This window comes from Phycicoccus sp. HDW14, assembly GCF_011383005.1.
Lineage (GTDB): Bacteria > Actinomycetota > Actinomycetes > Actinomycetales > Dermatophilaceae > Phycicoccus.
In genome coordinates this window covers 1,786,924-1,810,777 of the sequence record NZ_CP049935.1, presented here as the reverse complement: position 1 = coordinate 1,810,777, position 23,854 = coordinate 1,786,924, and the positions used below count along the sequence as shown (strand labels likewise).

The window sequence follows — 23,854 nt, the reverse complement described above, 5'->3', positions numbered from 1 at the left end:
ATGGAGGGTCCCGAGATCACCGCCACCGAAGCCGTCATCGACAACGGCAGCTTCGGTACCCGCACCGTCCGGTTCGAGACCGGACGCCTGGCCAAGCAGGCCGGAGGCGCCGTTGCCGCCTACCTGGACGAGGACACGATGCTCCTCTCCACCACCACCGCCGGGAAGCACCCGCGCGAGGGGTTCGACTTCTTCCCCTGACCGTCGACGTCGAGGAGCGGATGTACGCCGCGGGCAAGATCCCCGGCTCGTTCTTCCGCCGTGAGGGCCGCCCCTCCACCGACGCGATCCTCACCTGCCGTCTCATCGACCGCCCGCTGCGCCCCACCTTCACCAAGGGCCTGCGCAACGAGGTCCAGGTCGTCATCACCGTGCTGTCGCTCAACCCCGACCACCAGTACGACGTGCTCGCCATCAACGCGGCGAGCGCCTCGACGCAGATCTCCGGCCTGCCCTTCAGCGGCCCGATCGGTGCCGTCCGGGTCAGCCTCATCGACGGCCAGTGGGTCGCCTTCCCGAACTTCAGCGACATCGAGCGCTCGACCTTCGACATGGTCGTCGCCGGCCGCGTCGCGGGTGACGACGTCGCGATCATGATGGTCGAGGCCGAGTCCACCGAGCACACCTGGGACCTCGTGAAGACCCTGGGCAAGCAGGCGCCGACCGAGGAGGTCGTCGCCGAGGGTCTCGAGGCGTCGAAGAAGTTCATCAAGACGCTCTGCGACGCGCAGGCCGAGCTGGCCCGCACCGCCGCCAAGCCGGTCCAGGAGTTCCCGGTCTTCCTCGACTACGAGGACGACGCCTACGCCGCGGTCGAGTCCGCGACCTCCTCCGACCTGACCGCCGCGCTGCAGATCGCCGGCAAGCAGGAGCGCGAGGAGCGCATCGACGAGATCAAGGAGTCGATGAAGGCCTCCCTCGCCGACTCGTTCGAGGGTCGCGACAAGGAGCTGTCCGCCGCGTACCGCTCGGTGCAGAAGAAGCTCATCCGCGAGCGCATCCTGCGCGACAAGGTCCGCATCGACGGCCGTGGCCTCGCCGACATCCGCGCCCTGAGCGCCGAGGTCGAGGTCCTGCCGCGCGTGCACGGCTCGGCGATCTTCGAGCGTGGCGAGACCCAGATCATGGGCGTCACCACGCTCAACATGCTCCGCATGGAGCAGCAGCTCGACACGCTGTCGCCGGTGACGCGCAAGCGCTACATGCACAACTACAACTTCCCGCCCTACTCGACCGGTGAGACCGGCCGCGTCGGGTCGCCGAAGCGTCGCGAGATCGGCCACGGGGCGCTCGCCGAGCGGGCCCTCATGCCGGTGCTGCCGACCCGCGAGGAGTTCCCCTACGCGATCCGCCAGGTGTCCGAGGCCCTCGGCTCCAACGGCTCGACCTCGATGGGCTCGGTCTGCGCGTCCACCCTCGCCCTGCTCAACGCCGGTGTGCCGCTGCGCGCCCCGGTCGCCGGCATCGCGATGGGCCTGGTCTCCGCGGAGGTCGACGGGCAGACGCAGTACGCGGCGCTCACCGACATCCTCGGCGCCGAGGACGCGTTCGGCGACATGGACTTCAAGGTCGCCGGCACGCGGGAGTTCGTCACCGCCATCCAGCTCGACACCAAGCTCGACGGCATCCCCGCCGACGTGCTGGCCGGCGCGCTGACCCAGGCCCGTGACGCCCGCTTCCACATCCTCGACGTCATGAACGAGGCCATCGACGCCCCCGACGAGATGAGCCCCTACGCTCCTCGCGTCATCTCGGTGACCGTCCCCGTCGACAAGATCGGCGAGGTCATCGGCCCGAAGGGCAAGATGATCAACCAGATCCAGGACGACACGGGCGCCCAGATCTCGATCGAGGACGACGGCACCATCTACATCGGTGCCACCGACGGCCCGTCGGCGGAGGCGGCCCGCGCGGCCATCAACGCCATCGCCAACCCGCAGATGCCGGAGATCGGCGAGCGCTTCCTCGGCACCGTCGTCAAGACGACGACCTTCGGCGCGTTCGTCTCCCTGCTCCCGGGCAAGGACGGCCTGCTGCACATCTCCGAGGTGCGCAAGCTCGTCGGCGGCAAGCGGATCGACGCGGTCGAGGACGTCCTCGCGGTCGGCCAGAAGATCCAGGTCGAGCTCAAGGAGATCGACCCCCGCGGCAAGCTCAGCCTCGCGGCGGTCATCGCCGAGGGCGAGGGTGGCTCCGACGCTGCGGACGAGGCCCCGGCCCCGGCTGCCGCCGCGCCGGCCGCCGCTGCGGTCGAGGCCGACGACGCCGACGGCGCGTCCGACGACGTCGAGGCCGACGGCTCCGGCGAGGCCGGTTCCGACGAGGCGGGCGAGCGTCCGCGCCGCAACCGTCGCCGTCGTGGCGGCCGTGGTCGGGGCGAGCGCTCGGACGAGGGTTCCTCCACCGAGGACGCCCCGAGCGAGGCCTGACCCACCCCGGGCCGGCGTCCGCGCCGACCCACCACCGGGGCCCCGGTGCACCCCACGGTGCACCGGGGCTCCGGCGTTGCCGGGCGCCCGACGACAGGTCGGTGACGTTGGCCGGTTCGTGCCACCGACCCGGCGTCCGGGGCACTAGCGTGGCGGCCACGACCGACCGGGGGGCTGGTCGACGGAGAACGGGGGGTGTGGGCGTGGGCGAGCAGGATCTGGGCGACGGGTCGACGGCGGGGGAGCACCGGGAGGCGGCGACCGGCGACGAGGAGCCCCTCGGGGCGGCCGCCCCCGACCCGGCGTGGCCCGAGCACGACGAGCGCCCGGCCGGAGGTGCCGCGTGGGCCTGAGGCCCCGAGCACGCGAACGGGCCCCCGCACCGAGTGGTGCGGGGGCCCGTTCGTGCGGTCAGGCCGCGGAGCTCGTGTGCAGACGGTGGGGGGTGGTCCAGCGCATCTCCATGCGCGTGCGCCCGCGGGCGTCGACCACGGGAACCCAGCGCACGGCGAGACCGGTGCGGCTGGTGGTCGTGTCGACCTTCTTCATCGCGGGCCTCCTCTCGGCTCGTTCACCCGGTTCGTTCACCTGGTGTTCACCTTCAGGGTACCCGAGTGACGCTGCGAAGGTGAACATAGGATGAACGAGGGCGACCCGATGTCGGCGCCCGGGGTCGGGGGGCGGTCTCGACGGGGACTCCTCCCCATTGCTCGCCCGCGGCTCCACCAGCAGACTCGCAGCATCCGAGAGGGGAGAGGTCATGGACAGGGACACCGAGCAGCTCTACGAGGCTCGTGAGGAGATGGACCGCCGCCAGCAGCGGCTGGAGTCCCTCCCCGTCCGCACCGCCGACACCGAGGCGGACGACCCCGCCGGCGTGGTCCGCGTGCGGGTCGGGTCGGACGGGGTCGTCCGCTCGATCACCGTGCAGCACGGCTGGCAGGACACCGTCGCCCCGTCGGCGCTCGCCGACACCATCGCCGCCGCCTACGCGAGCGCCGGCGCGCAGCACGTCGGCACGTGGGTCCAGGACGTCGAGGAGGCCTTCGAGCAGCCCGCGCCCCGCACGCGTCCGCTGCCGATGACCGTCGAGGACGTCGCCGCCGCGATCCCCGACTCGGCGAGCCTCACCGAGGAGCAGGTCATGGCCCGCATCTCCGAGCTCTGGGCCGAGATCGAGTCCGAGCTCGACACCGCGATCGCCGACGTCGAGGAGCGCACGACCCGCGTCCACCGCCAGTCGAGCCCCGACGGCAACGTCCACGTCGAGGTCTCGGCGGCCGGCGGCCTCCTGAACCTCGAGCTGCGCGAGTCGTGGCTCGTGCGGGCCCACCCGGCCAACATCGGCCGGTCGGTGCTCGCCGTCCTCGAGCAGGCCCAGGCGCAGGCGGTGGCCTCCTTCGGCGCCGCCCGCGCCGACGCCGACGCCGACATCGCCCGGCTCACCGCGCTGGGCAGCCCCACCCGTCTGGCCCGCCGGGCCGGCCTGGACGTCTGAGGAGGACGCACATGAGCTTCGAGGTACAGCGCGAGGCGCTCGAGCACGACGCGAAGATCTGGGAGGCGACGTCCGGGGTGCTCTCGACCTCGAGCACGTCGGCCGCCGGGCTCGACCTCACCACCAACGCCCTGTCCGTCGTGTCCGACTTCACGGGCTTCACGAGCACCTACAGCACGATCCAGGACTTCGTCGTGGGGCTGTTGTCCGACGGCTCGACGGCGACGTCGACCATGGCGGCCACGTTGCGCGACGTCAAGAAGCAGTACGAGGCCGACGAGGCGTCGGCCGCGGCACGCATCGGCGCCGAATGGTCGCCGGTCCAGTGAGGGGAGCCTGATGTCACCCGAGGAGATCATCGAGAAGCTGCGCGAGAAGTGGGAGGAGGTCGAGCAGAAGGCCACCCGACTGCTCGAGGCCTTCAACGACACGCTGCGCAAGATCGCCCGGTTCGCCGGCTGGATCGCCGAGAAGGCCGCCAACTTCTGGAACGACAAGGTCGTGCCGGCATGGCAGCGGGCCGTCGACTGGATGGCGGAGCACTGGAACGTGTTCGGTGCGCCCTGGTTGTGCTTCGGGGCCGCCGGCGACTGGCGCACGCTCGTCGGCCAGCCGGTCTCGGAGCGCGCCGGCCTGGCCACCAAGGGGCAGCTCGACGTCGACACGACGTGGAAGGGCTCGGCGGCGCAGCGCTACAACGACCGGCTCGGTGAGCAGGAGAAGGCCCTCGGCGCGATGTCGGAGCAGTTCGCCGAGACCATCGCCTCGGGCCTGACCAAGGTCGGCGCCGGGATCATCACGTGGTGGCTCGGCATCATCGTCGGCATCGGCATCCTCATCATCTGCCTGGCCACGGCCACCGGCGCCGCGATCTCGATCGTCGGCCTGCCCGCCGCGCCGGCGGCCGTGTACGCGGGATGGGCGGCCTTCATCGGCGGCCTCATCACGGGCACCGGCATCCTCACGGCCCTCTGCCTCAACGCCAAGGGCGACCTCGAGGGGCGCGCACGAAGCTGTCGAAGTTCCCCGGTGGCGAGTGGCCGGCGTTCGGGACCTAGGCTGCCCGTCGTGGCGATGGACGAGCGGACCGCGCGCGACGCGGCACGGATCAGGGCTCGCGGCGCGCTCGCGGGCGCGGTGCTCTGCGACCTGCTGGCCCTCGGCTGCGCCGTGTTCGCGGCGACGTCACCGGGTGCCGCCCGTCCGCTGCTGTGGACGGGCGCCGCACTCGCGGCGGTCAGCGGGCTGGCCTGCGTCCTCGTCGTCGTCGCGAACCGGCGGCTCGAGCAGGACCCGCGCGACCCCCGGCCCCGCGCCGGGCTGTCGCTGCTCACGGTCGGCGCCCTCGGGGCCTGGCTGGTCGCCGTCCTCGTCGTCGGCGCGGTGACCCGCGACCTCGCGTGGACGCTGGCCTCCGTCGGCCTGCTGCCCCTCGTGCTGCCGCCCGTCGTGCTCGCCCTGGTCACCGCCAAGGGGCCGCACCCGGCCTGACTACAGTGGCGGCCATGAGCGCGACGAGGGTTGCCGTCATCGGGGCCGCCGGTCGGATGGGCGCCACGGTGTGCGCCGCGGTCGAGGGGGCCGACGACCTCGAGCTCGTCGGGCGCTACGACGCCGGTGACGACCTGGGCGACCTCGGCGGGGCCGACGTCGTCGTCGAGTTCTCCGTGCCGGACGCGTCGCCGTCCAACGTCGCGCACTGCGTCCGGCGCGGCGTGCACGTCGTCGTCGGCACGACGGGCTGGAGCGAGGAGCGGCTCGCCGCCCTCCGTGAGCAGCTGTCCGCCGCACCGGGCGTCGGAGTGCTCGTCGCCCCGAACTTCGCGATCGGTGCCGTCCTCATGATGGCCTTCGCGCAGCAGGCCGCCCGCTTCTACGAGTCCGTCGAGGTCGTCGAGCTGCACCACCCCGACAAGGTCGACGCCCCGTCGGGGACGGCGGCCCGCACGGCCGACCTCGTCGGCGTGGCGCGCGAGGAGGCCGGCCTCGGCCCGGTGCCCGACGCGACGACCCACGACCCCGACGGCGCCCGTGGTGCCCGGGTCCACGGCGTGCCGGTGCACTCGGTGCGGCTGCGCGGGCTCGTGGCGCACCAGGAGGTCCTGCTCGGCGGCCCGGGGGAGATGCTGACCATCCGCCACGACAGCTTCGACCGCGTCTCGTTCATGTCCGGCGTCCTCGCCGCCGTGCGGCAGGTGGGGGAGCGGCCCGGCCTGACGGTCGGCCTCGAGCACTACCTCGGCCTCGGGTGACCCGCGAGCCGCCGGTCCTCGTCGCCTGCGGGCACGGGACGCGCGACCCCGCCGGGCAGCAGGCCGTGGCCGCCCTCGTGTCCGACGTCGCCGCGGCCCTCCCGGACGTCGAGGTGCGCGAGGCCTACGTCGACGTGCACGGACCGGTCGTCGGCGAGGTCGTCGCCGCGCTGCCCCACCGCGCGGGGGAACCCGCGCCGGGGTCGTCGTGCCGCTCCTCCTCGCCGAGGGGTTCCACGTGCGGGTCGACCTCGCGGAGGCCGTCCGGACCCGCCCCGACGTCGTCGTCGCCCCGGCACTCGGCCCCGACGACCGGCTCGTCGACGTCCTCGTCGACCGGGTCGGGGTGCTCGGGGCGGACGACGTCGTGGTCCTGGCGCCTGCTGGCTCGAGCGACGCACGGGCCCAGGCCGACTCGGTCGAGGTGGCCCGCCGCCTCGGGGTGCGGCTCGGGCGCGAGGTCGCGCTCGGCTACGCCGCCGGACCCTCGCCGTCGGTGCCGGAGGTGGTCCGGGCGGTCCGGGACGCGGGCGCCGCACGGGTCGTCGTCGCCTCGTACCTGCTGGCCCCGGGGTTCTTCCAGGAACGGCTGGGGGCGGCCGGCGCCGACCTCGTCACGGGTCCGCTCCTGCCCGACCCCGCGTCGTCGAGGTCGTCCTCGACCGCTACCGGGACGCGTCGGGGAGTAGCGGCTCAGCCCCAGCCGATCGCGCGCAGCAGGCCGGCCGCGAGGGCCGCGCCTGCCACGACGACGAGGAAGTTGGCCCGCAGGAGCAGCAACCCGACGGCGACCGCCAGCGCCGCGGCCCGGGCGTCGAGCACGAGCGAGCCGCCGTCGCCGACGACCGTCTGCACGGTGACGAGCGCGGCCAGTAGGGCGACGGGCAGCAGGGCGATGACGCGCGACCGGCGCTCGCCCTCGACCCAGGTCGCCGGTACGAGGTAGCCGGCGAGCTTGAGGGCGTAGGCGGCGGCGCAGGCCAGCAGCACCGTGGTCCAGGTGGTCACGGGACCGGGTCCGCCCCGGGCAGCTCGCCGACCCGCGAGGTGGGTGGTGACTCGTGCCGGCCGCCACGGCGCAGCCCGACGACGACCGCCGCGAGGGCGGCGAGGATGACCGGGACGCCGGGCGGCAGCGACGGGCTCGTGACGAGCGCGATGAACGCGGCGAGCACGGCGGTGGCCGCGGCGTCACCGCTGCGCAGCCGGGGCCAGAGCAGGGCGGCGAAGGCGGCGGCTGCGGCGGCGTCCAGCCCGTAGGTGCGCGGGTCGCCGAGGGCGTTGCCGACGAGGGCGCCGACGAGGGTCATGAGGTTCCACCCGATGAACACCGCGATACCGGTGAGCCAGAACCCGATCCGCTGGGCCCGGACCTCGGGTTGCCCGACCCCGACGGCGGTGGACTCGTCGATGGTGAGCTGGGCCGCGGCGAGGCGACGCAGCCCGGCGACGCCGAGGAACCGGGAGGTCTGCAGCGCGTAGAGGCCGTTGCGCACCCCGAGCAGCGTCGAGGTGAGGACGGCCGCCACCCCGCCGCCCCCGGCCCGAGCACCCCCACGACCGCGAACTGTGAGCCGCCGCTGAACAGCAGGAGCGAGAGCGCCTGGGTCTGCCAGACGTCGAGACCTGAGGCCACCGACAGTGCGCCGAAGGAGATGCCGTAGGCCCCGGTGGCGGCGCCGACCGACAGGGCCTGTCGGCGCACCTCGCGGCGGCGCTGCGCGGAGAGGGCCTCCGGCGCGGCGCTCATCCCTCGTCCGGGTCGACGATCCGGACGAGCAGGCGGACCTCGCGCAGCGTCCCGCCGTCGGGGGAGACGACCCGGTCGCGGAAGGCGCCGTCGGGCCCGAAGCCGGAGGCCGCGAGGAAGCCGCGGGTGGCCTCGTCGTCGGCGAGCAGCCACGCGGTGACCGCCTGGGCCCCGGCCTCGCGCAGCACGTCGACCGAGGCGTTGAGCAGCCGCGAGCCGTGGCCCTGGCGCCGGGCGTCGGGGTGTACGGCGAGCAGGGTCACCTCGGCCCACGCCGGCTCGGCGTCGGGGTCCTGGGCGGGACCGACGGCCACTGCGCCGACGACCTGCTCGCCGGCCAGCGCCACGAGCAGCCGGTGGACGCCCTCGGGCGGGCTGGTCAGGCCGGCCCGCCACCCCCGGGCGAAGGCCTCGGGCTCGAAGAGGGCGAGCACGTCGTCGGGGACCCGGCCGGCGTAGGCCTCGCGGAAGACCGTCGCCTGGACCGTGCCGACGGCGGGGGCGTCGTTGGGCCGGGCCCTGCGCACGCTCGCGTCGGCGAGCGGCCCGGGGCCGGTGCCGGCGGCGTGGTCGTGGTCGTGGCCATGCCCGTGGTCGCCGGCCATCAGTGCCCCGGAAGGCCGGTGCGCGGCGCTCGGTGAAGGCGGCCCGACCCTCGGCGAGGTCCTCGCTCGCCCAGGCCCGGGCGAAGGCCGCCTCGTAGCGGGCGACCTCGGGGGTGTTGTCGTGGTGGGTGTCGAAGCCGACCTTGGAGCCGGCCTGGGTGAGCGGGGCGAGCCGGGCGGCGGCCGCGGCCAGCTCCTCGGCGACCTCGAGGCCGCCCCGGGCCTGGGCGAACCCGAGGCGCCAGGCGTCGTCGGCGTCGAGCACGGCCGCGGTGAGCACCAGGTGGCGGGCGGCGCCCTCGCCCCAGAACCGGCTGAGCCGGTCGACGGTCCAGTGGTCGACCATCAGGCCGAGCTTCGCGACGGGCACGGCGAAGCGCGCGGCGTCCGCCACGACCCGGACGTCGCAGGCGAGCGCGAGCTGCATCCCGAGTCCCATGCAGGCACCGTCGACGGCGGCCACGGTGGTGACCGGCACCGCCGCCAGGTGCTCGAGCACCTCGGCGAGCCGCTGCGTGAAGGAGACGTCCTCGAGCTCGGTGAGGTCGGCCCCGGCGCAGAAGTGGCCGTCGGCCCCGGTGAGGACCACCGCCCGCGCCCCGGCGGCGAGCACCTCGACGACCGCGGTGTGCAGCTCCTCGAGGGCCTCGAGGTTCAGCGCGTTGCGACGCTCCGGGCGGTCGATGGTGACGACGGCGACCTGGTCGGCGAGGGTGGTGTGGACGGGCACCCCCCGACCCTACCGAGCGCCCCCGCGACAACTCGGGCCCGGCCACCTACGCTGCGGCCATGACCCTGCCGCTCACCGTCGTGCCCGTGCCGGGGCCCGGCGCCGAGGACGTGCTCGTCGGCGCGGACGGGCGGGTGTGGACCGGCACCGCCGACGGCGCCGTCCACGTCCACGACCCCGTCGACGGCTCGGTCACCACCGTGGCGGCCACCGGTGGGCGCCCGCTCGGGCTCGAGTGGCTGCCCGACGGCCGGCTGCTCGTCTGCGACGCCCACCGCGGCCTGCTGGCCCTCGACCCCCACACCGGGGACCTCGAGACCCTCGTCACCGAGGTCGACGGCGAGCGACTGCTGTTCGTCAACAACGCCGCCGTGCAGGCCGACGGCACCATCTGGTTCACCGACTCCAGCCGCCGTTGGCAGGTCGAGGACTGGAAGAACGACCTCGTCGAGCACACGTGCACCGGTCGCCTGCTGCGTCGCGACGTCGACGGCACGGTCACCACCGTCCTCGACCGGCTGGCCTTCGCCAACGGCGTCGCGCTGCTGCCGGACGAGCGGGGGGTGCTCGTCGCCGAGACCGGCACCTGCCGCATCCGTCGGGTCGCCCGGTCCGGCAACGCGGCCGGATCCTCCACCACGTGGGTCGAGGACCTGCCCGGTCACCCCGACAACATCGCCCTCGGCTCCGACGGCCTCGTGTGGGTCACCGTCGCCTCCCCGAGCGACCCCGTGCTCGCCGTCCTGCGCCGCAGCCCGCGCCAGGTGCGCGCGGTGGTCCGCCGCCTCCCCGACCGGGTCAAGCCCGAGCCGAAGCGCACCGCCAGGGTCCTCGGCCTCGACGACGGGGGAGCGGTGGTGCACGACCTCGACTTCGACGCCTCCGGGTGGCACGTGGCCACCGGGGTGCGCGAGCACGGCGGCCGGGTCTGGCTGGGCAGCCTGCTCGAGCCGGCGATCGCCGTCGGCGACGTCCCGCCCCTGGCCTAGCCCGCGTGGCCGCGCAGCGCCCGGATCGCGAGCACGGAGATGGGCGCGAGGGTGAGGTGGCAGAGGGCCAGCGTCACCGTGCTGACGGTGTCGAGGTCGACGGGCAGGGTCATCAGCCCGACGGTCACCACGGCGAGCACGGGGGCGACGACCACGGCCATCCGGGCCACGACCGGCCACCGGCGACCGAGCAGGGCAACGACGACGAGCCCGAGCAGCAGCGGGACCGCGGAGAACCCGGCGACGGTCGCGGCGTCCACGGCCGTCGGCACCCCGGCCCGGGTGAAGGTGAACGACCCGCCCGCCGCCCGACCGAGCCCGTAGACGACCAGGTTGACGACCACCGCCGTGCCGACCGCCGCGGCCACGACGACCGGCCGGGACCGGGTGAGGGCGCTCACGCCGCACCGCCCTCGCGCCGCAGGTAGGCCTCGATCCGGGCGAAGGCCCCGACCCACACCTCGGCGGCGAAGAAGTCGCGGACGTCGGGCACCGGGAAGCCGCGCTGCACCACGGTCATCAGCGTCGAGTCGCCGTCGGCCTCGAAGGTCACCTCGATGGTCGTCGTCATCGTCATCCCGTCGGGGCTGCTGCCGGTCGACTCGGTGACCAGCCGGTGCGGCCGGTCGACGACGAGGAAGGTCTGCACCTCGCGGAAGAGCTGGTCCGGGCTCGGGCCCCATACCGCCGTCTGCGACCCCCCGACCCGCAGGTCGACCTCGATCTCGACGATCCCCGGGTCCTCGTCGAGGATGCCGAACCAGATCTTCTGCTGCTCGGCGTCGGTGTAGGCGTCGAAGGCCCGCTCCGGCGACGCGGGCAGGACCCGGGTCATCCGCAGCTCGAGGGGCTCGTCGGGCGCGCCGACCTCGGGGTGCTCGCTCATGTGTCCTGTCCTTCCCGGAGGGTGAGGTAGGCCTCGAGGCCGTCGAGGCGACGTTCCCAGAGGCGCTGGTAGAAGGCGATCCATGCCATGGCGTCGTCCAGCCGCTCGGTGCCGAGCCGCACCTGTCGGGTGCGGCCGACCTTGGTGGTGCGCACGAGCCCCGCCTCCTCGAGGACGCGGACGTGCTTGCCCATCCCGGTCAGGGTCATCCCGGTGGGGGCGGCGAGGTCGCCCAGGCTCGCCGGACCCTCGCCCAGCCGGACGAGGACCGCCCGCCGGGTGGGGTCGGCCAGGGCGGCGAAGGCCCGGTCGAGGACCTCGTGCTGAACCATGTGGTTCAGCACATGTCACTGAACCCTTCGGTTCAATGTTTCGCGCGGATCGGGCCGGGTCGGGCCGGACCCCGAGGGGTCAGGGCCGCTCGTACGTGACGAACGTGAAGCCGTCGTGCCCCTCGCGCGAGGTCTCGCGCCAGGCCGCCGGGTCGATCGGTGGGAAGTGCACATCGCCCTCGGGCTCGTCGTCGACCTCCGTGACGAGCAGCCGGTGCGCGTAGGGCATCGCCTCGGCGTACACCTGGCCCCGCCGGCGATGAAGACCTCGTCGGCGGGCCCGGCGAGGCCCAGTGCCTCGACGAGCGAGTGCGCCGTCTCGACCTCGGCGTGCGACCAGTCCGGCTGGCGGGTGATGACGATGGTGCGCCGCCCCGGCAGGACCCGCCCGATGGAGTCGAACGTGCGCCGCCCCATGACGAGCGGGTGGCCCATCGTCGTGCGCTTGAAGAACGCGAAGTCCTCCGGGATGTGCCAGGGCATCTCCTGGCCCGAGCCGATGACGCCGTTGCGGGCGACGGCGGCGATGAGCGAGACCCGGGTCATACGGCGATCGGGGCCTTGATGGAGGGGTGCGCCTCGTACCCGACGAGCTCGAAGTCCTCGAGCTCGTAGGCGTCGATCGACCCCTGCGGGGCGATGTGCATCGTCGGCAGGGGGAGCGGCTCGCGGGTCAGCTGGAGGCGGGCCTGCTCGAGATGGTTGGAGTACAGGTGCGCGTCGCCGAGGGTGTGCACGAACTCGCCGGCGCGCAGGCCGGTCTGCTGGGCGACCATCATCGTCAGGAGGGCGTAGCTGGCGATGTTGAAGGGGACGCCGAGGAAGACGTCGGCGCTGCGCTGGTAGAGCTGGCAGTCGAGGAACGCCGGCCCGCCGTCGGCCGCGGGCCGCACGTAGAACTGGAACATCGTGTGGCAGGGCGGGAGGGCCATGTCGTCGACGTCGGCGACGTTCCACGCCGAGACGATGTGCCGCCGGGAGTCGGGGTTGGTGCGGATGGCCTCGACGACCTTCGCGACCTGGTCGACCGTGCGCCCGTCGGGAGTCGGCCACGACCGCCACTGGTGCCCGTAGACCGGTCCGAGGTCGCCGTGCTCGTCGGCCCACTCGTCCCAGATCGAGATGTTCCGCTCCTGGAGCCACCGGACGTTGGTGTCGCCGCGCAGGAACCACAGGAGCTCGCCGATGATCGAGCGCAGGTGCAGCTTCTTGGTCGTGAGCACCGGGAAGCCCGCGGTGAGGTCGAAGCGCATCTGGTAGCCGAAGACGCTGCGCGTGCCGGTGCCGGTGCGGTCGGACTTCTCGACCCCGGTCGTCATCACGTGGTCGAGCAGGTCGAGGTACTGGCGCACGTCCCCAGCGTAGGGCCCGCCCGGGCCGGGCGAGCGGCGGGCACCGGCGCGTCGCCGGTGCCCGCCGCCACCGGTCAGGGCCGGTCGAGGAACGCCGTCCGCAGGAGGGGCTGGTTGTTGACGAACCCGTAGCCGGCGCACGCGGAGCCGGTGCACGAGACCCGGGAGTCGACCCCGACCCGCATGTCGATGTGCAGGTGCGGGTCGGTGCCCATGGCGTGGGCCCGCGTGCCGACCGTGCCGATGCGCGAGCCCTTGTCGACGTGCTGCCCGGCGGAGACGACCGGCCCGGGGCTGTTGTCCATGTGCTGGAAGAACCACAGCCGACCGAAGGCGTCCTTGACGGTGGCCGTCGCGCCGGCGGTCTCGGACCCACCCCGCACGGTCATCACCGTGCCGGACACCGGCGAGACCACGGCGGTGCCGGTCGCGGCGAAGATGTCGGCGGCGTTGTAGTCGTGGTGGCAGTTGGTCTTGCTGTTCCAGCACCACGGCGTCGGGCGGCCCTTGATCTGCGCCTGCGTGACGTTCAGCGGGAAGCGCAGCGAGGCGTCGCCGATGATCTGCGAGGCGTTGTTGTTCTTGACGTTGGCGTTGAGGTCGACCCTGGCGCCGTTCGGGATGACGTCGTAGGTGCCGCCGAAGTCGCTGTTGTAGAAGACCGAGACGAGCTTCCCGGTGCGGTTCCACACGGCCGCGGTGTTGTTCTTGACGCACTGCCCGCGCCCGCTGCCGCCGGAGACGAAGGCGACGCAGCCGGAGCCGGTGCCGTAGTCGCGCTGGGAGCTGACGAGGTCGACGAGCGAGCCCGTGGCGCCGCTGTTGAAGTAGAGGCAGAACTCGCCCGACTCGCAGGTGCCGTTGCGCGCGGCCGCCGAGGCGGCGGGTGCGGTGGAGACGAGGCCTCCGGCCACGGCGAGGACCGTGGCCAGGCCGGCCAGCATCCGTTTCATCATGGTGCATCCCCCCAGGGATCTCGCCACGGGACCGACGGCCCCGTGGACGGGTGCGTCGGGGAGGACGTGGTGCCGACACCGTGTGCTGGTGCCCCCCGGCCCCGAGCCCTCCCGCGGTCCGCGCCGGCGGGTGCCGCCGCGTCCCGGACGTCGCGGGACGTCCACCGGCGACGCTAGCCCCGACCCCGGGGTCCGGCAAGGGGAGCGGTGCCCCGGCCGGCCGCCCCCGGCTCGGTACCCTGTCGCCATGACGTCCTCCCCCTTCGGCCGCGTGCTCACGGCGATGGTGACCCCGATGACCCCCGACGGCGCGGTCGACGGCCCGGGGGTCGACGCGCTCGTCGAGCACCTCGTCGCCACCGGCCACGACGGCGTCGTCGTCAACGGCACCACGGGGGAGGCCTCGACCCTCACCGACGACGAGAGCGTCGAGACGGTCCGGCGGGTGGTGGCGGCGGGGGCCGGACGGCTCCGGGTCGTCGCGGGCTGCGGGTCCAACGACACCCGGCACGCGGTCGCCATGGCGGGGCGGATGGCCGGGGCCGGCGCCGACGGGCTGCTCCTCGTCTCGCCCTACTACAACAAGCCCACCCAGGCCGGGCTGGTCGCGCACTGCCGCGTCGTCGCCGACGCCACCGACCTCCCGGTGATGCTCTACGACATCCCCGGCCGCACCGGCATCCCGTTCGCGCACGACACCCTCGTCGCGCTCGCCGACCACCCGAACATCGTCGCGGTCAAGGACGCCAAGGGCGACCTCGCCGCCTCCACGCGCGTCATGGCCGCCACCGACCTCCTGTGGTTCAGCGGCGAGGACGCCCTGACCCTCCCGCTGCTGGCCATCGGCGCCGTCGGCACCGTCTCGGTCGTCGGCCACGTCACCGGCCGCCACTACCGCGCGATGCTCGAGGCCGTCGACCGCGGCGACCTCGCCGAGGCCGTGCGCATCCACCGCGGCCTCGTGCCCGTCGTCGACGCCGTCATGTCGCCCTCGCAGGGCGCCATCATGGCCAAGGCCGCCCTCGTCGAGCTCGGCGTCATCGAGCACGCCACCGTCAGACTTCCCCTCGTCGAGTCGCCGCCGGAGCACCTCACGGCGCTGCGCGCTGCGCTCGACACCCTCCCGACCCTGAAGGACGCATGAGCCATCCCCATCCCGACCTCGACACCCCCGGCCCGCTCGCGGAAGGAGGTGTCCGGGTCACCCCCCTCGGCGGTCTCGGCGAGGTCGGCCGGAACATGACCGTCATCGAGCACGCCGGGCAGCTGCTCGTCATCGACTGCGGCGTGCTCTTCCCGGACGACCACCACCCCGGCATCGACCTGATCCTCCCGGACTTCACCTCGATCGAGGACCGGCTCGACCGGATCCAGGCCATCGTGCTCACGCACGGCCACGAGGACCACATCGGCGCGGTGCCGTACCTGCTGCGCCTCAAGCCCGACCTGCCGGTCGTCGGGTCCCAGCTGACCCTGGCGCTCGTCGAGGCCAAGCTCAAGGAGCACCGCATCACCCCGCTCACCCTCGGGGTGCGCGAGGGCGGCCGCGAGCAGCTGGGCGTGTTCGACTGCGAGTTCGTCGCGGTCAACCACTCCATCCCCGACGCGCTCGCGGTCTGCGTGCGCACGCCCGGCGGCACGCTGCTGCACACCGGCGACTTCAAGATGGACCAGCTGCCGCTCGACGGGCGGCTCACCGACCTGCGGGCCTTCGCCCGGCTCGGGGAGGAGGGGGTCGACCTCTTCCTCACCGACAGCACCAACGCGGAGGTCCCGGGCTTCACGACGCCCGAGCGCGAGATCGCCCCGGCCATCGACAAGGTGTTCCGGCACGCGCAGCGGCGGATCATCGTCGCCTGCTTCTCCTCGCACGTGCACCGGGTGCAGCAGGTCCTCGACGCCGCCGAGAAGAGCGGGCGCAAGGTCGCGATGATCGGGCGCTCGATGGTGCGCAACATGGGCATCGCCGCCGACCTGGGCTACCTCAAGGTCCCCGACAAGGTGCTCGTCGACCTCAAGCAGCTGAACGACCTGCCCGACGACAAGGTCGTCCTCGTCTGCACCGGGTCCCAGGGCGAGCCGATGGCCGCGCTGTCCCGGATGGCCAACCGCGACCACCGCATCGAGGTGGGGGAGGGCGACACCGTGCTGCTCGCGTCCTCGCTCATCCCCGGCAACGAGAACGCCGTGTACCGCGTCATCAACGGGCTGATGCGCCTCGGGGCCCAGGTCGTGCACAAGGGCAACGCCAAGGTGCACGTCTCCGGGCACGCGAGCGCCGGCGAGCTCCTCTACTGCTACAACATCGTCAAGCCGCGCAACGTCATGCCGGTGCACGGCGAGTGGCGCCACCTCGTGGCCAACGCCGAGCTCGCCATCCAGACCGGCGTGCCGCGGCGCAACGTCGCGGTCGTCGAGGACGGCGTGGTCGTCGACCTCGTCGACGGGCGGGTGCGGGTGGCCGGTGCGGTGCAGGCCGGGTACGTCTACGTCGACGGCTCCACGGTCGGCGAGGTCGAGGAGACCCTGCTCAAGGACCGCCGCATCCTGCGCGACGAGGGGTTCATCTCCGTCGTCGTCGTCGTCGACTCGATGACCGGCAAGGTGCTCGCCGGCCCGGAGATCACCGCCCGCGGCTTCGCCCCCGACGAGGTGGTCTTCGACGAGATCCGGCCCCGCATCGAGGAGGCCCTCGCCGAGGCCGCGGCCCAGGGCGTCACCGACTCCTACCAGCTGCAGCAGGTGGTGCGCCGGACGATGGGCACCTGGGTCGGACGCAAGATCAAGCGCCGCCCGATGATCATCCCGACCGTCGTGGAGGCCTGAGCCGCCTCACGACCACCGCTCGACACGCCGCAGGGCCCCCGGACGACCGTCCGGGGGCCCTGCGGCGTCGTTGATCCTTCAACGGGATCCGTGGGTCGTCGTCGTGCGAGGAACCACGGGTCGGTGGGGTCGATCTGCCCCGCAACCTTCGGATTCCGTAGTTCGGCGGACACCACACCCCATCGTCCGTTCGGCCGGGTTCGCCGCGAGGTGCGCGAAACAGCAGGTCCAGAAAGTAAAGGAACCGTAAAGTACTGGTAGGTAGAACACCAAGGGGTGGTCACGAGCCACCCCGGACGAACACCGAGGGGACCCAGATGAGCCTGCAGACCGTGGACGCGCCCGCCAAGGCGCGACCCAGCCGGCGGTCCATCGCGTCCGGGATGGCCTGGGCGGTCCCCGTCATCGCCGTGGGCGCCGCCGCCCCGCGCGCTGCCGCCTCCCCGTGCAACCCGCAGGCCTACACGATCGCGTGGGACGGCGCCGGGGGCACCGCCTACACCCGCACCGGCAACCAGTCCGGCACCGCGACCACCGACCCCGACGGCGCGGGCCCGGTCGCCCCGGTCACCCTGAGCATGAGCTCGGCCTTCACCGGCGCCATGCAGTCGGGCAACGAGTCCAACACCCAGAACCAGAACTTCCGGGTCTCCACGGCCCAGGTGGGTGGCCTCAACACGCCGGGCCTGCAGTTCGAGCAGACGGTGAACAACCGGCTCAGCCAGACGCCCCCGCAGCGCTCGGCCCGCCAGACCATCACCTTCACCTTCAGCGAGCCGGTCGTCGGCCTGACCTTCACGATGACCGACATCGACGCGCTGACCGGCGACTTCGTCGACATGGTCGAGCTGTCGGGCACCTTCACCTACGCCCACGCGACGACGCGCACCACCGGCGCCGGCACCGTGGCGAGCCCGTTCCGCAACACCCAGAACGGCGACGTCGCCAACACCTCGAACAACGGCAACGTCACCATCACCTACCCGGGGGCCATCACCTCGTTCCAGCTGACCTACTGGAACGCGGTCACCTCGTACTCCGGCGTCGACCGGAACCAGATCGTCACCATCGCCGACATGGCGTTCTCGGTGATCCGCACCAACTGCTGACCCTCCGTCGCAGGTCAGCGGCACGCAGGAACACAAAAAGAAGATCGCCAATCCCTAGCGCGACGGGTAAAGAGTTCGTAAAGTAACCGTCAGCAAAGGGTCAACGCCTCCTCTGGGTGCTGGCCCGCCAGGACGCCAGGTGGCCCATCCCGCCCACGCTCTCGCGGTCGTCCCGACTCCGGTCGGGGCGGTCGGTCGGGCCGGCCACCACCGGCGTCGTCCCCGTCCTCCCACGGGGGCGACCGTGCGGCGCGCCGCTCGATGACAGGGGTCGAGCGGGGCGCCGCACGCCGTTGTCCGGCCCCGGACGGCCGCCTCCCGCGATCCAGCCCCCGCGCCGCTGCGCGGAAATCGGCCGCGCGCGCCCCGCGTGTGACGCGTGAGTCGGAAGTGACTGTCGCGTAGCGTGGGACCATGGCGACACGTACGTCCTCGACGTCCCGAGCACGGGGCAAGAGCACCCGGCCCGCGACCCGCAAGGGCACCGCCCGGCCGCGCACCACGAAGCGCTCCCCGCGGTCCGGCGGGCTCCCGCTGCCGCTGCGCGCCGCCCAGAGCACGTGGATGGGTCTGGCCCACGCCACCGGGGCCGTCGCCCGCAAGGTCGGTGACACCGGCCGCGACCTCGAGCCCGAGCACCGCCGCGACGGAGTGGGCCTGCTGCTCGTCGCCCTGGCCGTCGTCGTCGCCGCCCGCGAGTGGTGGGGGATGCCCGGTGCGGTGGGCACCATCGTCCACGCGGTCGTCGCCGGGACCTTCGGCAAGGTCGGGTACGCCGTCCCGCTCGTCCTCCTCGCCTTCGGCCTCCGCGTGCTGCGCGCCCCCACCGACGAGGCCGCCACCTCCCGGATGGCCGTCGGCACCACCGCCCTGGCCTTCGCGGCCTGCGGCCTGGTGCACGTCTCGGCCGACATCCCGACGCCGCCGCAGGGCGCCGAGGGGATGCGGGCCGCCGGCGGCATCATCGGCTTCCTCGCCTCCAGCCCGCTCGAGGCGGCCGTGTCGGTCTACGGCACCGTGCCGCTCCTGCTCCTGCTCGGCCTCTTCGCCGTGCTCGTCCTCACCGCGACGCCCCTGCACCAGGTGCCCGAGCGTCTCCGCGAGCTCCTCGACCGGCTCACCGGGCACGAGCCCGAGCCCGAGGCCGCCGAGCCGCAGACCCCCGCCCGCCGGCGTCGCAGCCGCGCCGACCTCGAGGCCGACGCGATCTCCGGCGACGAGGCCTTCGAGCAGGCGGCCGTCGTCGACCCGCGCACGGGGCGCCGGCTGCGTCCGGGCCAGAAGCGCCCCAGCGACGCCGAGGCCGCGGCGGCCACCAGCGCCCCGGCCGCCGCGCTCGGGCAGGCGAGGGCCGCGGCCGCCGCGAAGGCGCCGCTCGAGGCCCCGCCGACCTCGCAGCTGCCCCAGCGCGTCGAGCAGCTGTCGCTGGCCGGCGACGTCACCTACACGCTCCCGGACTCGGGCATCCTCGAGCCGGGGAGCCCCCACAAGGCCCGCAGCGCGGCCAACGACCGCGTCGTCGAGTCCCTGACCACCGTCCTCGACCAGTTCGAGATCGACGCCCAGGTCACCGGGTTCACCCGCGGACCGACCGTCACCCGCTACGAGGTCGAGCTCGGCCCGGGCATCAAGGTCGAGCGGGTCACCGCGCTGTCGAAGAACATCGCCTACGCCGTGGCCAGCGCCGACGTGCGCATCCTGTCGCCGATCCCCGGCAAGTCGGCGATCGGCATCGAGATCCCGAACACCGACCGCGAGAAGGTCAGCCTCGGCGACGTCCTGCGCAGCCAGGTCGCCCGCGGCTCCGAGCACCCGATGGTCATGGGCGTCGGCAAGGACGTCGAGGGCGGCTACGTCATCGCCAACCTCGCGAAGATGCCGCACCTGCTCGTCGCCGGGGCCACGGGCGCGGGCAAGTCGAGCTTCGTGAACTCGATGATCACCTCGATCCTCATGCGCTCGACGCCCGACGAGGTGCGCCTCGTCCTCGTCGACCCCAAGCGCGTCGAGCTCACCGCCTACGAGGGCATCCCGCACCTCATCACCCCGATCATCACCAACCCCAAGAAGGCCGCCGAGGCCCTCCAGTGGGTCGTGCGTGAGATGGACACCCGCTACGACGACCTCGCGGCGTTCGGGTTCAAGCACGTCGACGAGTTCAACAAGGCGGTCAAGGCCGGCAAGGTCAAGCCGCTGCCGGGGTCCGAGCGGGTCATCACGCCCTACCCGTACCTGCTCGTCGTCGTCGACGAGCTCGCCGACCTCATGATGGTCGCGCCGCGCGACGTCGAGGAGTCGATCGTCCGCATCACCCAGCTCGCGCGCGCGGCCGGCATCCACCTCGTCCTCGCGACGCAGCGGCCCTCGGTCGACGTCGTCACCGGGCTCATCAAGGCCAACGTGCCGTCGCGGATGGCCTTCGCGACCTCCTCGCTCGCCGACAGCCGCGTCGTCCTCGACCAGCCGGGTGCCGAGAAGCTCATCGGGCAGGGCGACGCGCTCTTCCTCCCGATGGGCGCGAGCAAGCCGATGCGCGTGCAGGGCGCCTGGGTCACCGAGGCCGAGATCCACGGCGTCGTCAAGCACGTCACCGCCCAGCTCAAGCCGAGCTACCGCGACGACGTCACCGTCGTCGCCGCCAAGAAGCAGGTCGACGACGACATCGGCGACGACCTCGACCTGCTGCTCCAGGCCACCGAGCTCGTCGTCACGACGCAGTTCGGGTCGACCTCGATGCTGCAGCGCAAGCTGCGCGTCGGGTTCGCCAAGGCCGGCCGGCTCATGGACCTGCTCGAGTCGCGCGGCGTCGTCGGGCCGTCCGAGGGGTCCAAGGCCCGCGACGTGCTCGTCAAGCCCGACGACCTGCCGACCACCCTCGCGCTGATGCGCGGGGAGGACGTCCCCGAGGCCGAGGCGCCGTTCGACGGGCAGCCGATGGACGGCGACGCGCACGCGCTGGGGCTCGACGCCGACCTCGCCCGCGAGGACACGGCGGAGGTGCCCGTCGCGCGCTACGGCGTCGACGCCGTGGCCGAGGACCTCGACCGCTACCCGGTCGCCGTCGAGTACGACGACGGCGACGACGGCTCGGGCGAGGACGCCTGGGAGCTCACCGGCCGTCGCTGACCGGTTCGGCGCCCGCCCGGGCCCCGAGCACGTGGGCGCGGACCTCCTCGACGAACTCGAGGACGGCCTCCTCACCGCGCACGGGGCCGCCGGCCAGGTACCCGTCGGTGCCGAGCAGCACGGCCGACGGTGAGCCGTGGCCGAAGAGGTCGAGGGCGACGGCGTGCGGGTCGAACCACGTGCTGTCGTCGAGGTAGGGGAGTGCGGCGAGGAGGTCGGGGTCGCCGACGACGACCGCCCGGACGTCGACGGGCGCCAGGTCGCGTCGCCACTGCGCGACCTGCGGGCCGAGCCGCGCGCACGGTGCGCAGCCGGGCCTCAGGAAGACGAGCAGCCGTGCGGCCGAACGTGCCTCGTCGACCAGCGCCAGCAGCCGGCGGTCGGCCGTCAGCACCTGGCCCTCGTCGGGGATCGGCCCGCGGTCGTACTCGTCCAGCTCGTCCAGCTCGTCCGGATCGTCCGGGACGGCGTCGACAGGGCCCGACCCCGCGGGGCGCCAGGTGACGGCCACGGCGACGGCCGCGACGAGTCCCGCCCCGAGCAGCCAGCCGGCGACCGGGCCGTCGGAGAGGTCGCGCAGGCCCCCGCCCCTGTCGGCGCCCACGGCCGCCCCCACGACGGTGGCCCCGGCGGCCCCGACGAGGAGGACGTTGCGCACCACCGTGGCCGGCGTGACGCGTGAGCTCCCCAGGGCGCCGAAGCACCCGCAGTCGGCGGGCTCGGGACGCCGCACCGCGAGCGCGACGAGGACGAGGTAGGCGGCCAACAGGCCGAGGACGAGGACGGCGACGACGACGAGCAGCCGACCGCCGGTCGCGAGGAGCGCCACGCCGAGGACGACCTCGACCCACGGCAGCAGCAGCCGCACCGGCCGGCCGGCCAGCGCCGCGGGGACGCGCAGCGACTCCAGCGCCCGGTCGAGCGAGCCCGGGCTGCGCAGCTTCGCGGCGCCGCTGACGACGAGCACTGCGGCACAGGCCAGCAGCGGGAGGGCGAACGGACCCGGCATGGCGGCATTGTCCACGAGCCGGGGCTACCGTGTCCGCATGACGTCCACGTGGGAGGACCTGCGCCAGCCCCCGTCCCGCTCGGCGCGCTGGCGGGCCACCCTCCGCAAGCAGCCCTCGGCCATCCTCCTCGGCGTCCAGGTGCTCGTCATCCTGCTGCTGCCCTTCCTCGAGGACACCGAGGGCGGACGGGCGGTCATCTCGCTGCTCAGCCTCTCGGCGCTCGTGACGGCCGTCTTCACCGTGCGCAGCACCCCGGCGCTCACCTGGCTCTCCATCACCCTGGCCCTGCCCGCCGCGGCCTTCGAGGTGTGGAGCCTGCTCAGCGAGAGCTCGACGGTCCTCGTCTTCGCCCACTGCGCGCTGGCCCTGTTCTACGTCTACACGGCGTACGCGCTGATCTCGTACATGTTCGAGGACTACTGGGTCACCAAGGACGAGCTGTTCGCCGTCGGGGCCTGCTTCACCGTGCTGGTCTTCGCCTTCGCCTACCTCTTCCTCGCGGTGCAGGAGGTCTGGCCCGGGTCGTTCATCGGCCACAGCGGGACCGACAAGCGGACCTTCCTCGAGCTGATCTACCTCTCGACCGCCCAGCTGACCAGCGTCGGCCTCTCCGACGTCGTCGCCGTGCTCCCGGAGGCCCGCGCGGTGAGCACGGTCGAGCAGCTGGGCGGCGTCATGTACGTCGCGATGGTCATCTCGCGGCTCGTCGCGCTGACGGTGATGCGCTCGCGCCAGTGACCGCCTGAGCGCCCGCGCCGGGGCTCAGGCCGGGGCGCCGTCGAGGTCCTCGATGCGGGCCAGGCTCGGCCCGCGGGTCGCCGCGAGGTCGGTGGCGCGGCGCTCGACCTCGCCGAGCACCCGCAGCGCGTTGCCGCTCGTCAGCGCCCCGAGGTCGGCGTCGGACCAGCCGCGGTCGGCGAGGGCGGCCAGCAGGCGCGGGTAGCCGCTGACGTCCTCGAGCCCCTCGGGCTGGACGTCGACGCCGTCGTAGTCGCCACCGAGCCCGACGTGCTCGACGCCGGCCACCTCGCGGACGTGCTCGACGTGGGCCACGACGTCGTCGAGCGTCGCCGCGGGGGCCGGGTGGCTGCGGCGGCGGTCGGCCGTGAAGGCGGTGTAGGCGACGAAGTCGGACGACGAGATGCCCTCGGCGGCAGCGGCGTCGGCGGCCTCGAGGTCCCACTCGCGCACGGCGGGGGAGACGAACTTCGGGACGAAGGTGACCATGCACAGGCCGCCGTTGCCGGGCAGCCGCTCGAGCACGTCGTCGGGGACGTTGCGCGGGTGGTCGCAGACGGCGCGCGCCGAGGAGTGCGAGAAGGCCACCGGCGCCTCGGTGGTGTCGAGCGCGTCGCGCATCGTGTCGGCCGAGACGTGCGAGAGGTCGACGATCATCCCGAGGCGGTTCATCTCGAGCACGACCTCGCGACCGAAGGTGGAGAGGCCGCCGAGCACGGGCTCGTCGGTGGCCGAGTCGGCCCACGGCACGTTGTCGTTGTGGGTGAGGGTCAGGTAGCGCACACCGAGCGCGAAGAGCATCCGCAGCGTGCCGAGCGAGGAGTCGATGCTGTGCCCGCCCTCGGCACCCATGAGGGAGGCGACCCGCCCGGAGGCCAGCGCCCGCTCGACCTCGGCGCGCGTCGTCGCCAGGGCGAGGTCGTCCGCGAAGCGCGCGACCATCGCGTGGACGGCGTCGACCTGCTCGAGGGTGGCGGTGACGGCGGCCTCGCCCTGCAGGGTGGCCGGCACGAACACCGACCAGAACTGGGCGCCGACCCCGCCGGCCCGCAGCCGGGGCAGGTCGGTGTGCGTCGGCAGGCCGCCGGTGGCGAGGTCGAGGCGGTCCCAGTCGTAGGCGGCGCGCTCGCGGGCCTCCCACGGGAGGTCGTTGTGGCCGTCGAGGACGGGGTGGCGCTCGAGGAGGGTGCGGATGCGGGCCCCGGTGTCGTCGAGCATGCGCGCGACCCTACCGGGGGTGGCCGGAGGCGTCGCGACGCGCAACTA

General features: G+C 73.5%; 21 protein-coding genes and 5 pseudogenes. 13 read left to right on the top strand and 13 right to left on the bottom strand.

The features are described from left to right. Both G7075_RS08975 and G7075_RS08970 read left to right on the top strand, forming a co-directional pair. Positions 1-2,429: pseudogene (locus G7075_RS08975) on the top strand (polyribonucleotide nucleotidyltransferase). A gap of 203 nt (positions 2,430-2,632) precedes the next feature. Beyond that, positions 2,633-2,782 (top strand): hypothetical protein, encoded by a 150-nt coding sequence (locus G7075_RS08970; RefSeq protein WP_166121126.1) that lies wholly within the window; start codon positions 2,633-2,635, stop codon positions 2,780-2,782. 58 nt (positions 2,783-2,840) lie between these two features. Here G7075_RS08970 and G7075_RS08965 read toward each other — a convergent pair whose 3' ends face one another. After that, on the bottom strand, positions 2,841-2,978 hold the full coding sequence (locus G7075_RS08965) for a hypothetical protein (RefSeq protein ID WP_166121123.1): 138 nt from the start codon (positions 2,976-2,978) through the stop codon (positions 2,841-2,843). 211 nt (positions 2,979-3,189) lie between these two features. Here G7075_RS08965 and G7075_RS08960 point away from each other — a divergent pair, with 211 nt between their 5' ends. The 5 genes and pseudogenes from G7075_RS08960 to G7075_RS22675 all read left to right on the top strand — a co-directional run. Continuing rightward, positions 3,190-3,927, top strand: a complete 738-nt coding sequence (locus tag G7075_RS08960; protein ID WP_166121121.1) for a hypothetical protein — start codon at positions 3,190-3,192, stop codon at positions 3,925-3,927. An 11-nt stretch (positions 3,928-3,938) separates the two neighbouring features. Further along, a complete protein-coding gene (locus tag G7075_RS08955) occupies positions 3,939-4,256 on the top strand; it encodes a hypothetical protein (RefSeq protein ID WP_166121118.1) in 318 nt (105 codons plus the stop codon). 10 nt (positions 4,257-4,266) lie between these two features. After that, entirely contained in the window at positions 4,267-5,418 is a 1,152-nt protein-coding gene (locus G7075_RS08950) for a hypothetical protein (RefSeq protein ID WP_166121116.1), read from the top strand. 14 nt (positions 5,419-5,432) lie between these two features. Next, on the top strand, positions 5,433-6,179 hold the full coding sequence (gene dapB, locus G7075_RS08945) for a 4-hydroxy-tetrahydrodipicolinate reductase (RefSeq protein WP_166121113.1): 747 nt from the start codon (positions 5,433-5,435) through the stop codon (positions 6,177-6,179). A gap of 208 nt (positions 6,180-6,387) precedes the next feature. Further along, positions 6,388-6,705 (top strand): annotated as a pseudogene (locus G7075_RS22675) (sirohydrochlorin chelatase); the annotation flags it as partial. 167 nt (positions 6,706-6,872) lie between these two features. Here the strand turns inward: G7075_RS22675 and G7075_RS08935 are convergent. The 4 genes and pseudogenes from G7075_RS08935 to G7075_RS08920 all read right to left on the bottom strand — a co-directional run. Further along, complete coding sequence (locus G7075_RS08935) at positions 6,873-7,187, bottom strand: AzlD domain-containing protein (RefSeq protein WP_166121110.1); 315 nt, start codon at positions 7,185-7,187, stop codon at positions 6,873-6,875. After that, positions 7,184-7,929: pseudogene (locus G7075_RS08930) on the bottom strand (AzlC family ABC transporter permease). Before G7075_RS08930 ends, G7075_RS08935 begins: the two are co-directional and overlap by 4 nt. Then, positions 7,926-8,534, bottom strand: a complete 609-nt coding sequence (locus G7075_RS08925) for a GNAT family N-acetyltransferase (protein ID WP_166124312.1) — start codon at positions 8,532-8,534, stop codon at positions 7,926-7,928. The pseudogene G7075_RS08930 and the gene G7075_RS08925 overlap by 4 nt, the downstream one beginning before the upstream one ends. Positions 8,535-8,598: 64 nt before the next feature. Continuing rightward, positions 8,599-9,264: pseudogene (locus tag G7075_RS08920) on the bottom strand (enoyl-CoA hydratase-related protein); the annotation flags it as partial. 59 nt (positions 9,265-9,323) lie between these two features. Between G7075_RS08920 and G7075_RS08915 the strand changes: the two are divergent. Next, positions 9,324-10,253: an SMP-30/gluconolactonase/LRE family protein gene (locus G7075_RS08915; protein WP_166121108.1), complete on the top strand. Its 930-nt coding sequence runs from the start codon at positions 9,324-9,326 to the stop codon at positions 10,251-10,253. On the opposite strand, the gene G7075_RS08910 is transcribed toward G7075_RS08915, so the two are convergent. The 6 genes and pseudogenes from G7075_RS08910 to G7075_RS08885 form a co-directional block, all read right to left on the bottom strand. Beyond that, on the bottom strand, positions 10,250-10,654 hold the full coding sequence (locus G7075_RS08910; protein WP_166121105.1) for a DUF6069 family protein: 405 nt from the start codon (positions 10,652-10,654) through the stop codon (positions 10,250-10,252). The two genes, G7075_RS08915 and G7075_RS08910, sit on opposite strands and share 4 nt — an antisense overlap. After that, positions 10,651-11,139, bottom strand: coding sequence for an SRPBCC domain-containing protein (locus G7075_RS08905; RefSeq protein WP_166121102.1), 489 nt, complete (start codon positions 11,137-11,139; stop codon positions 10,651-10,653). Before G7075_RS08905 ends, G7075_RS08910 begins: the two co-directional genes overlap by 4 nt. Beyond that, positions 11,136-11,471, bottom strand: a complete 336-nt coding sequence (locus G7075_RS08900; RefSeq protein ID WP_166121099.1) for a helix-turn-helix transcriptional regulator — start codon at positions 11,469-11,471, stop codon at positions 11,136-11,138. Before G7075_RS08900 ends, G7075_RS08905 begins: the two co-directional genes overlap by 4 nt. 79 nt (positions 11,472-11,550) lie before the next feature. Then, positions 11,551-11,954: pseudogene (locus tag G7075_RS08895) on the bottom strand (dihydrofolate reductase). A gap of 59 nt (positions 11,955-12,013) precedes the next feature. After that, entirely contained in the window at positions 12,014-12,823 is an 810-nt protein-coding gene (locus tag G7075_RS08890; protein WP_166121096.1) for a thymidylate synthase, read from the bottom strand. Between the two features lie 74 nt (positions 12,824-12,897). Next, a complete protein-coding gene (locus G7075_RS08885) occupies positions 12,898-13,767 on the bottom strand; it encodes a peptidoglycan DD-metalloendopeptidase family protein (RefSeq protein ID WP_166121094.1) in 870 nt (289 codons plus the stop codon). A 259-nt stretch (positions 13,768-14,026) separates the two neighbouring features. Here G7075_RS08885 and dapA point away from each other — a divergent pair, with 259 nt between their 5' ends. The 4 genes from dapA to G7075_RS08865 all read left to right on the top strand — a co-directional run bounded on the left by dapA (position 14,027) and on the right by G7075_RS08865 (position 20,840). Then, complete coding sequence (gene dapA / locus G7075_RS08880; RefSeq protein ID WP_166121091.1) at positions 14,027-14,923, top strand: 4-hydroxy-tetrahydrodipicolinate synthase; 897 nt, start codon at positions 14,027-14,029, stop codon at positions 14,921-14,923. Further along, a complete protein-coding gene (locus G7075_RS08875) occupies positions 14,920-16,605 on the top strand; it encodes a ribonuclease J (RefSeq protein ID WP_166121089.1) in 1,686 nt (561 codons plus the stop codon). Before dapA ends, G7075_RS08875 begins: the two co-directional genes overlap by 4 nt. A 317-nt stretch (positions 16,606-16,922) precedes the next feature. Then, complete coding sequence (locus G7075_RS08870; RefSeq protein ID WP_166121086.1) at positions 16,923-17,714, top strand: hypothetical protein; 792 nt, start codon at positions 16,923-16,925, stop codon at positions 17,712-17,714. A gap of 414 nt (positions 17,715-18,128) precedes the next feature. After that, positions 18,129-20,840 (top strand): DNA translocase FtsK, encoded by a 2,712-nt coding sequence (locus G7075_RS08865; protein WP_166121083.1) that lies wholly within the window; start codon positions 18,129-18,131, stop codon positions 20,838-20,840. Here G7075_RS08865 and G7075_RS08860 read toward each other — a convergent pair. Then, positions 20,824-21,849 carry a thioredoxin family protein gene (locus G7075_RS08860; protein WP_166121080.1) on the bottom strand — a complete coding sequence of 342 codons (1,026 nt, stop codon included), beginning with the start codon at positions 21,847-21,849 and terminating at the stop codon, positions 20,824-20,826. The genes G7075_RS08865 and G7075_RS08860 overlap by 17 nt on opposite strands. Positions 21,850-21,886: 37 nt before the next feature. Between G7075_RS08860 and G7075_RS08855 the strand changes: the two genes are divergently transcribed. After that, positions 21,887-22,588, top strand: a complete 702-nt coding sequence (locus G7075_RS08855; RefSeq protein WP_166121077.1) for a two pore domain potassium channel family protein — start codon at positions 21,887-21,889, stop codon at positions 22,586-22,588. A gap of 24 nt (positions 22,589-22,612) precedes the next feature. On the opposite strand, the gene G7075_RS08850 is transcribed toward G7075_RS08855, so the two are convergent. Then, entirely contained in the window at positions 22,613-23,806 is a 1,194-nt protein-coding gene (locus G7075_RS08850; RefSeq protein WP_166121074.1) for a dipeptidase, read from the bottom strand. Between the last annotated feature and the right edge of the window lie 48 nt (positions 23,807-23,854).

What these genes read in the sequence shown, in the direction of transcription:
- G7075_RS08850 (WP_166121074.1), bottom strand. Translation starts at nt 23,806, where the DNA reads ATGCTCGACGACACCGGGGCCCGCATCCGCACCCTCCTCGAGCGCCAC.
- G7075_RS08955 (WP_166121118.1), top strand. Translation starts at nt 3,939, where the DNA reads ATGAGCTTCGAGGTACAGCGCGAGGCGCTCGAGCACGACGCGAAGATC.
- G7075_RS08875 (WP_166121089.1), top strand. Translation starts at nt 14,920, where the DNA reads ATGAGCCATCCCCATCCCGACCTCGACACCCCCGGCCCGCTCGCGGAA.
- G7075_RS08870 (WP_166121086.1), top strand. Translation starts at nt 16,923, where the DNA reads ATGAGCCTGCAGACCGTGGACGCGCCCGCCAAGGCGCGACCCAGCCGG.
- G7075_RS08960 (WP_166121121.1), top strand. Translation starts at nt 3,190, where the DNA reads ATGGACAGGGACACCGAGCAGCTCTACGAGGCTCGTGAGGAGATGGAC.
- G7075_RS08900 (WP_166121099.1), bottom strand. Translation starts at nt 11,471, where the DNA reads ATGGTTCAGCACGAGGTCCTCGACCGGGCCTTCGCCGCCCTGGCCGAC.
- G7075_RS08865 (WP_166121083.1), top strand. Translation starts at nt 18,129, where the DNA reads ATGGCGACACGTACGTCCTCGACGTCCCGAGCACGGGGCAAGAGCACC.
- G7075_RS08885 (WP_166121094.1), bottom strand. Translation starts at nt 13,767, where the DNA reads ATGCTGGCCGGCCTGGCCACGGTCCTCGCCGTGGCCGGAGGCCTCGTC.
- dapB (WP_166121113.1), top strand. Translation starts at nt 5,433, where the DNA reads ATGAGCGCGACGAGGGTTGCCGTCATCGGGGCCGCCGGTCGGATGGGC.
- G7075_RS08950 (WP_166121116.1), top strand. Translation starts at nt 4,267, where the DNA reads ATGTCACCCGAGGAGATCATCGAGAAGCTGCGCGAGAAGTGGGAGGAG.
- G7075_RS08925 (WP_166124312.1), bottom strand. Translation starts at nt 8,534, where the DNA reads ATGGCCGGCGACCACGGGCATGGCCACGACCACGACCACGCCGCCGGC.
- G7075_RS08915 (WP_166121108.1), top strand. Translation starts at nt 9,324, where the DNA reads ATGACCCTGCCGCTCACCGTCGTGCCCGTGCCGGGGCCCGGCGCCGAG.
- G7075_RS08965 (WP_166121123.1), bottom strand. Translation starts at nt 2,978, where the DNA reads ATGAAGAAGGTCGACACGACCACCAGCCGCACCGGTCTCGCCGTGCGC.
- G7075_RS08860 (WP_166121080.1), bottom strand. Translation starts at nt 21,849, where the DNA reads ATGCCGGGTCCGTTCGCCCTCCCGCTGCTGGCCTGTGCCGCAGTGCTC.
- G7075_RS08855 (WP_166121077.1), top strand. Translation starts at nt 21,887, where the DNA reads ATGACGTCCACGTGGGAGGACCTGCGCCAGCCCCCGTCCCGCTCGGCG.
- G7075_RS08905 (WP_166121102.1), bottom strand. Translation starts at nt 11,139, where the DNA reads ATGAGCGAGCACCCCGAGGTCGGCGCGCCCGACGAGCCCCTCGAGCTG.
- dapA (WP_166121091.1), top strand. Translation starts at nt 14,027, where the DNA reads ATGACGTCCTCCCCCTTCGGCCGCGTGCTCACGGCGATGGTGACCCCG.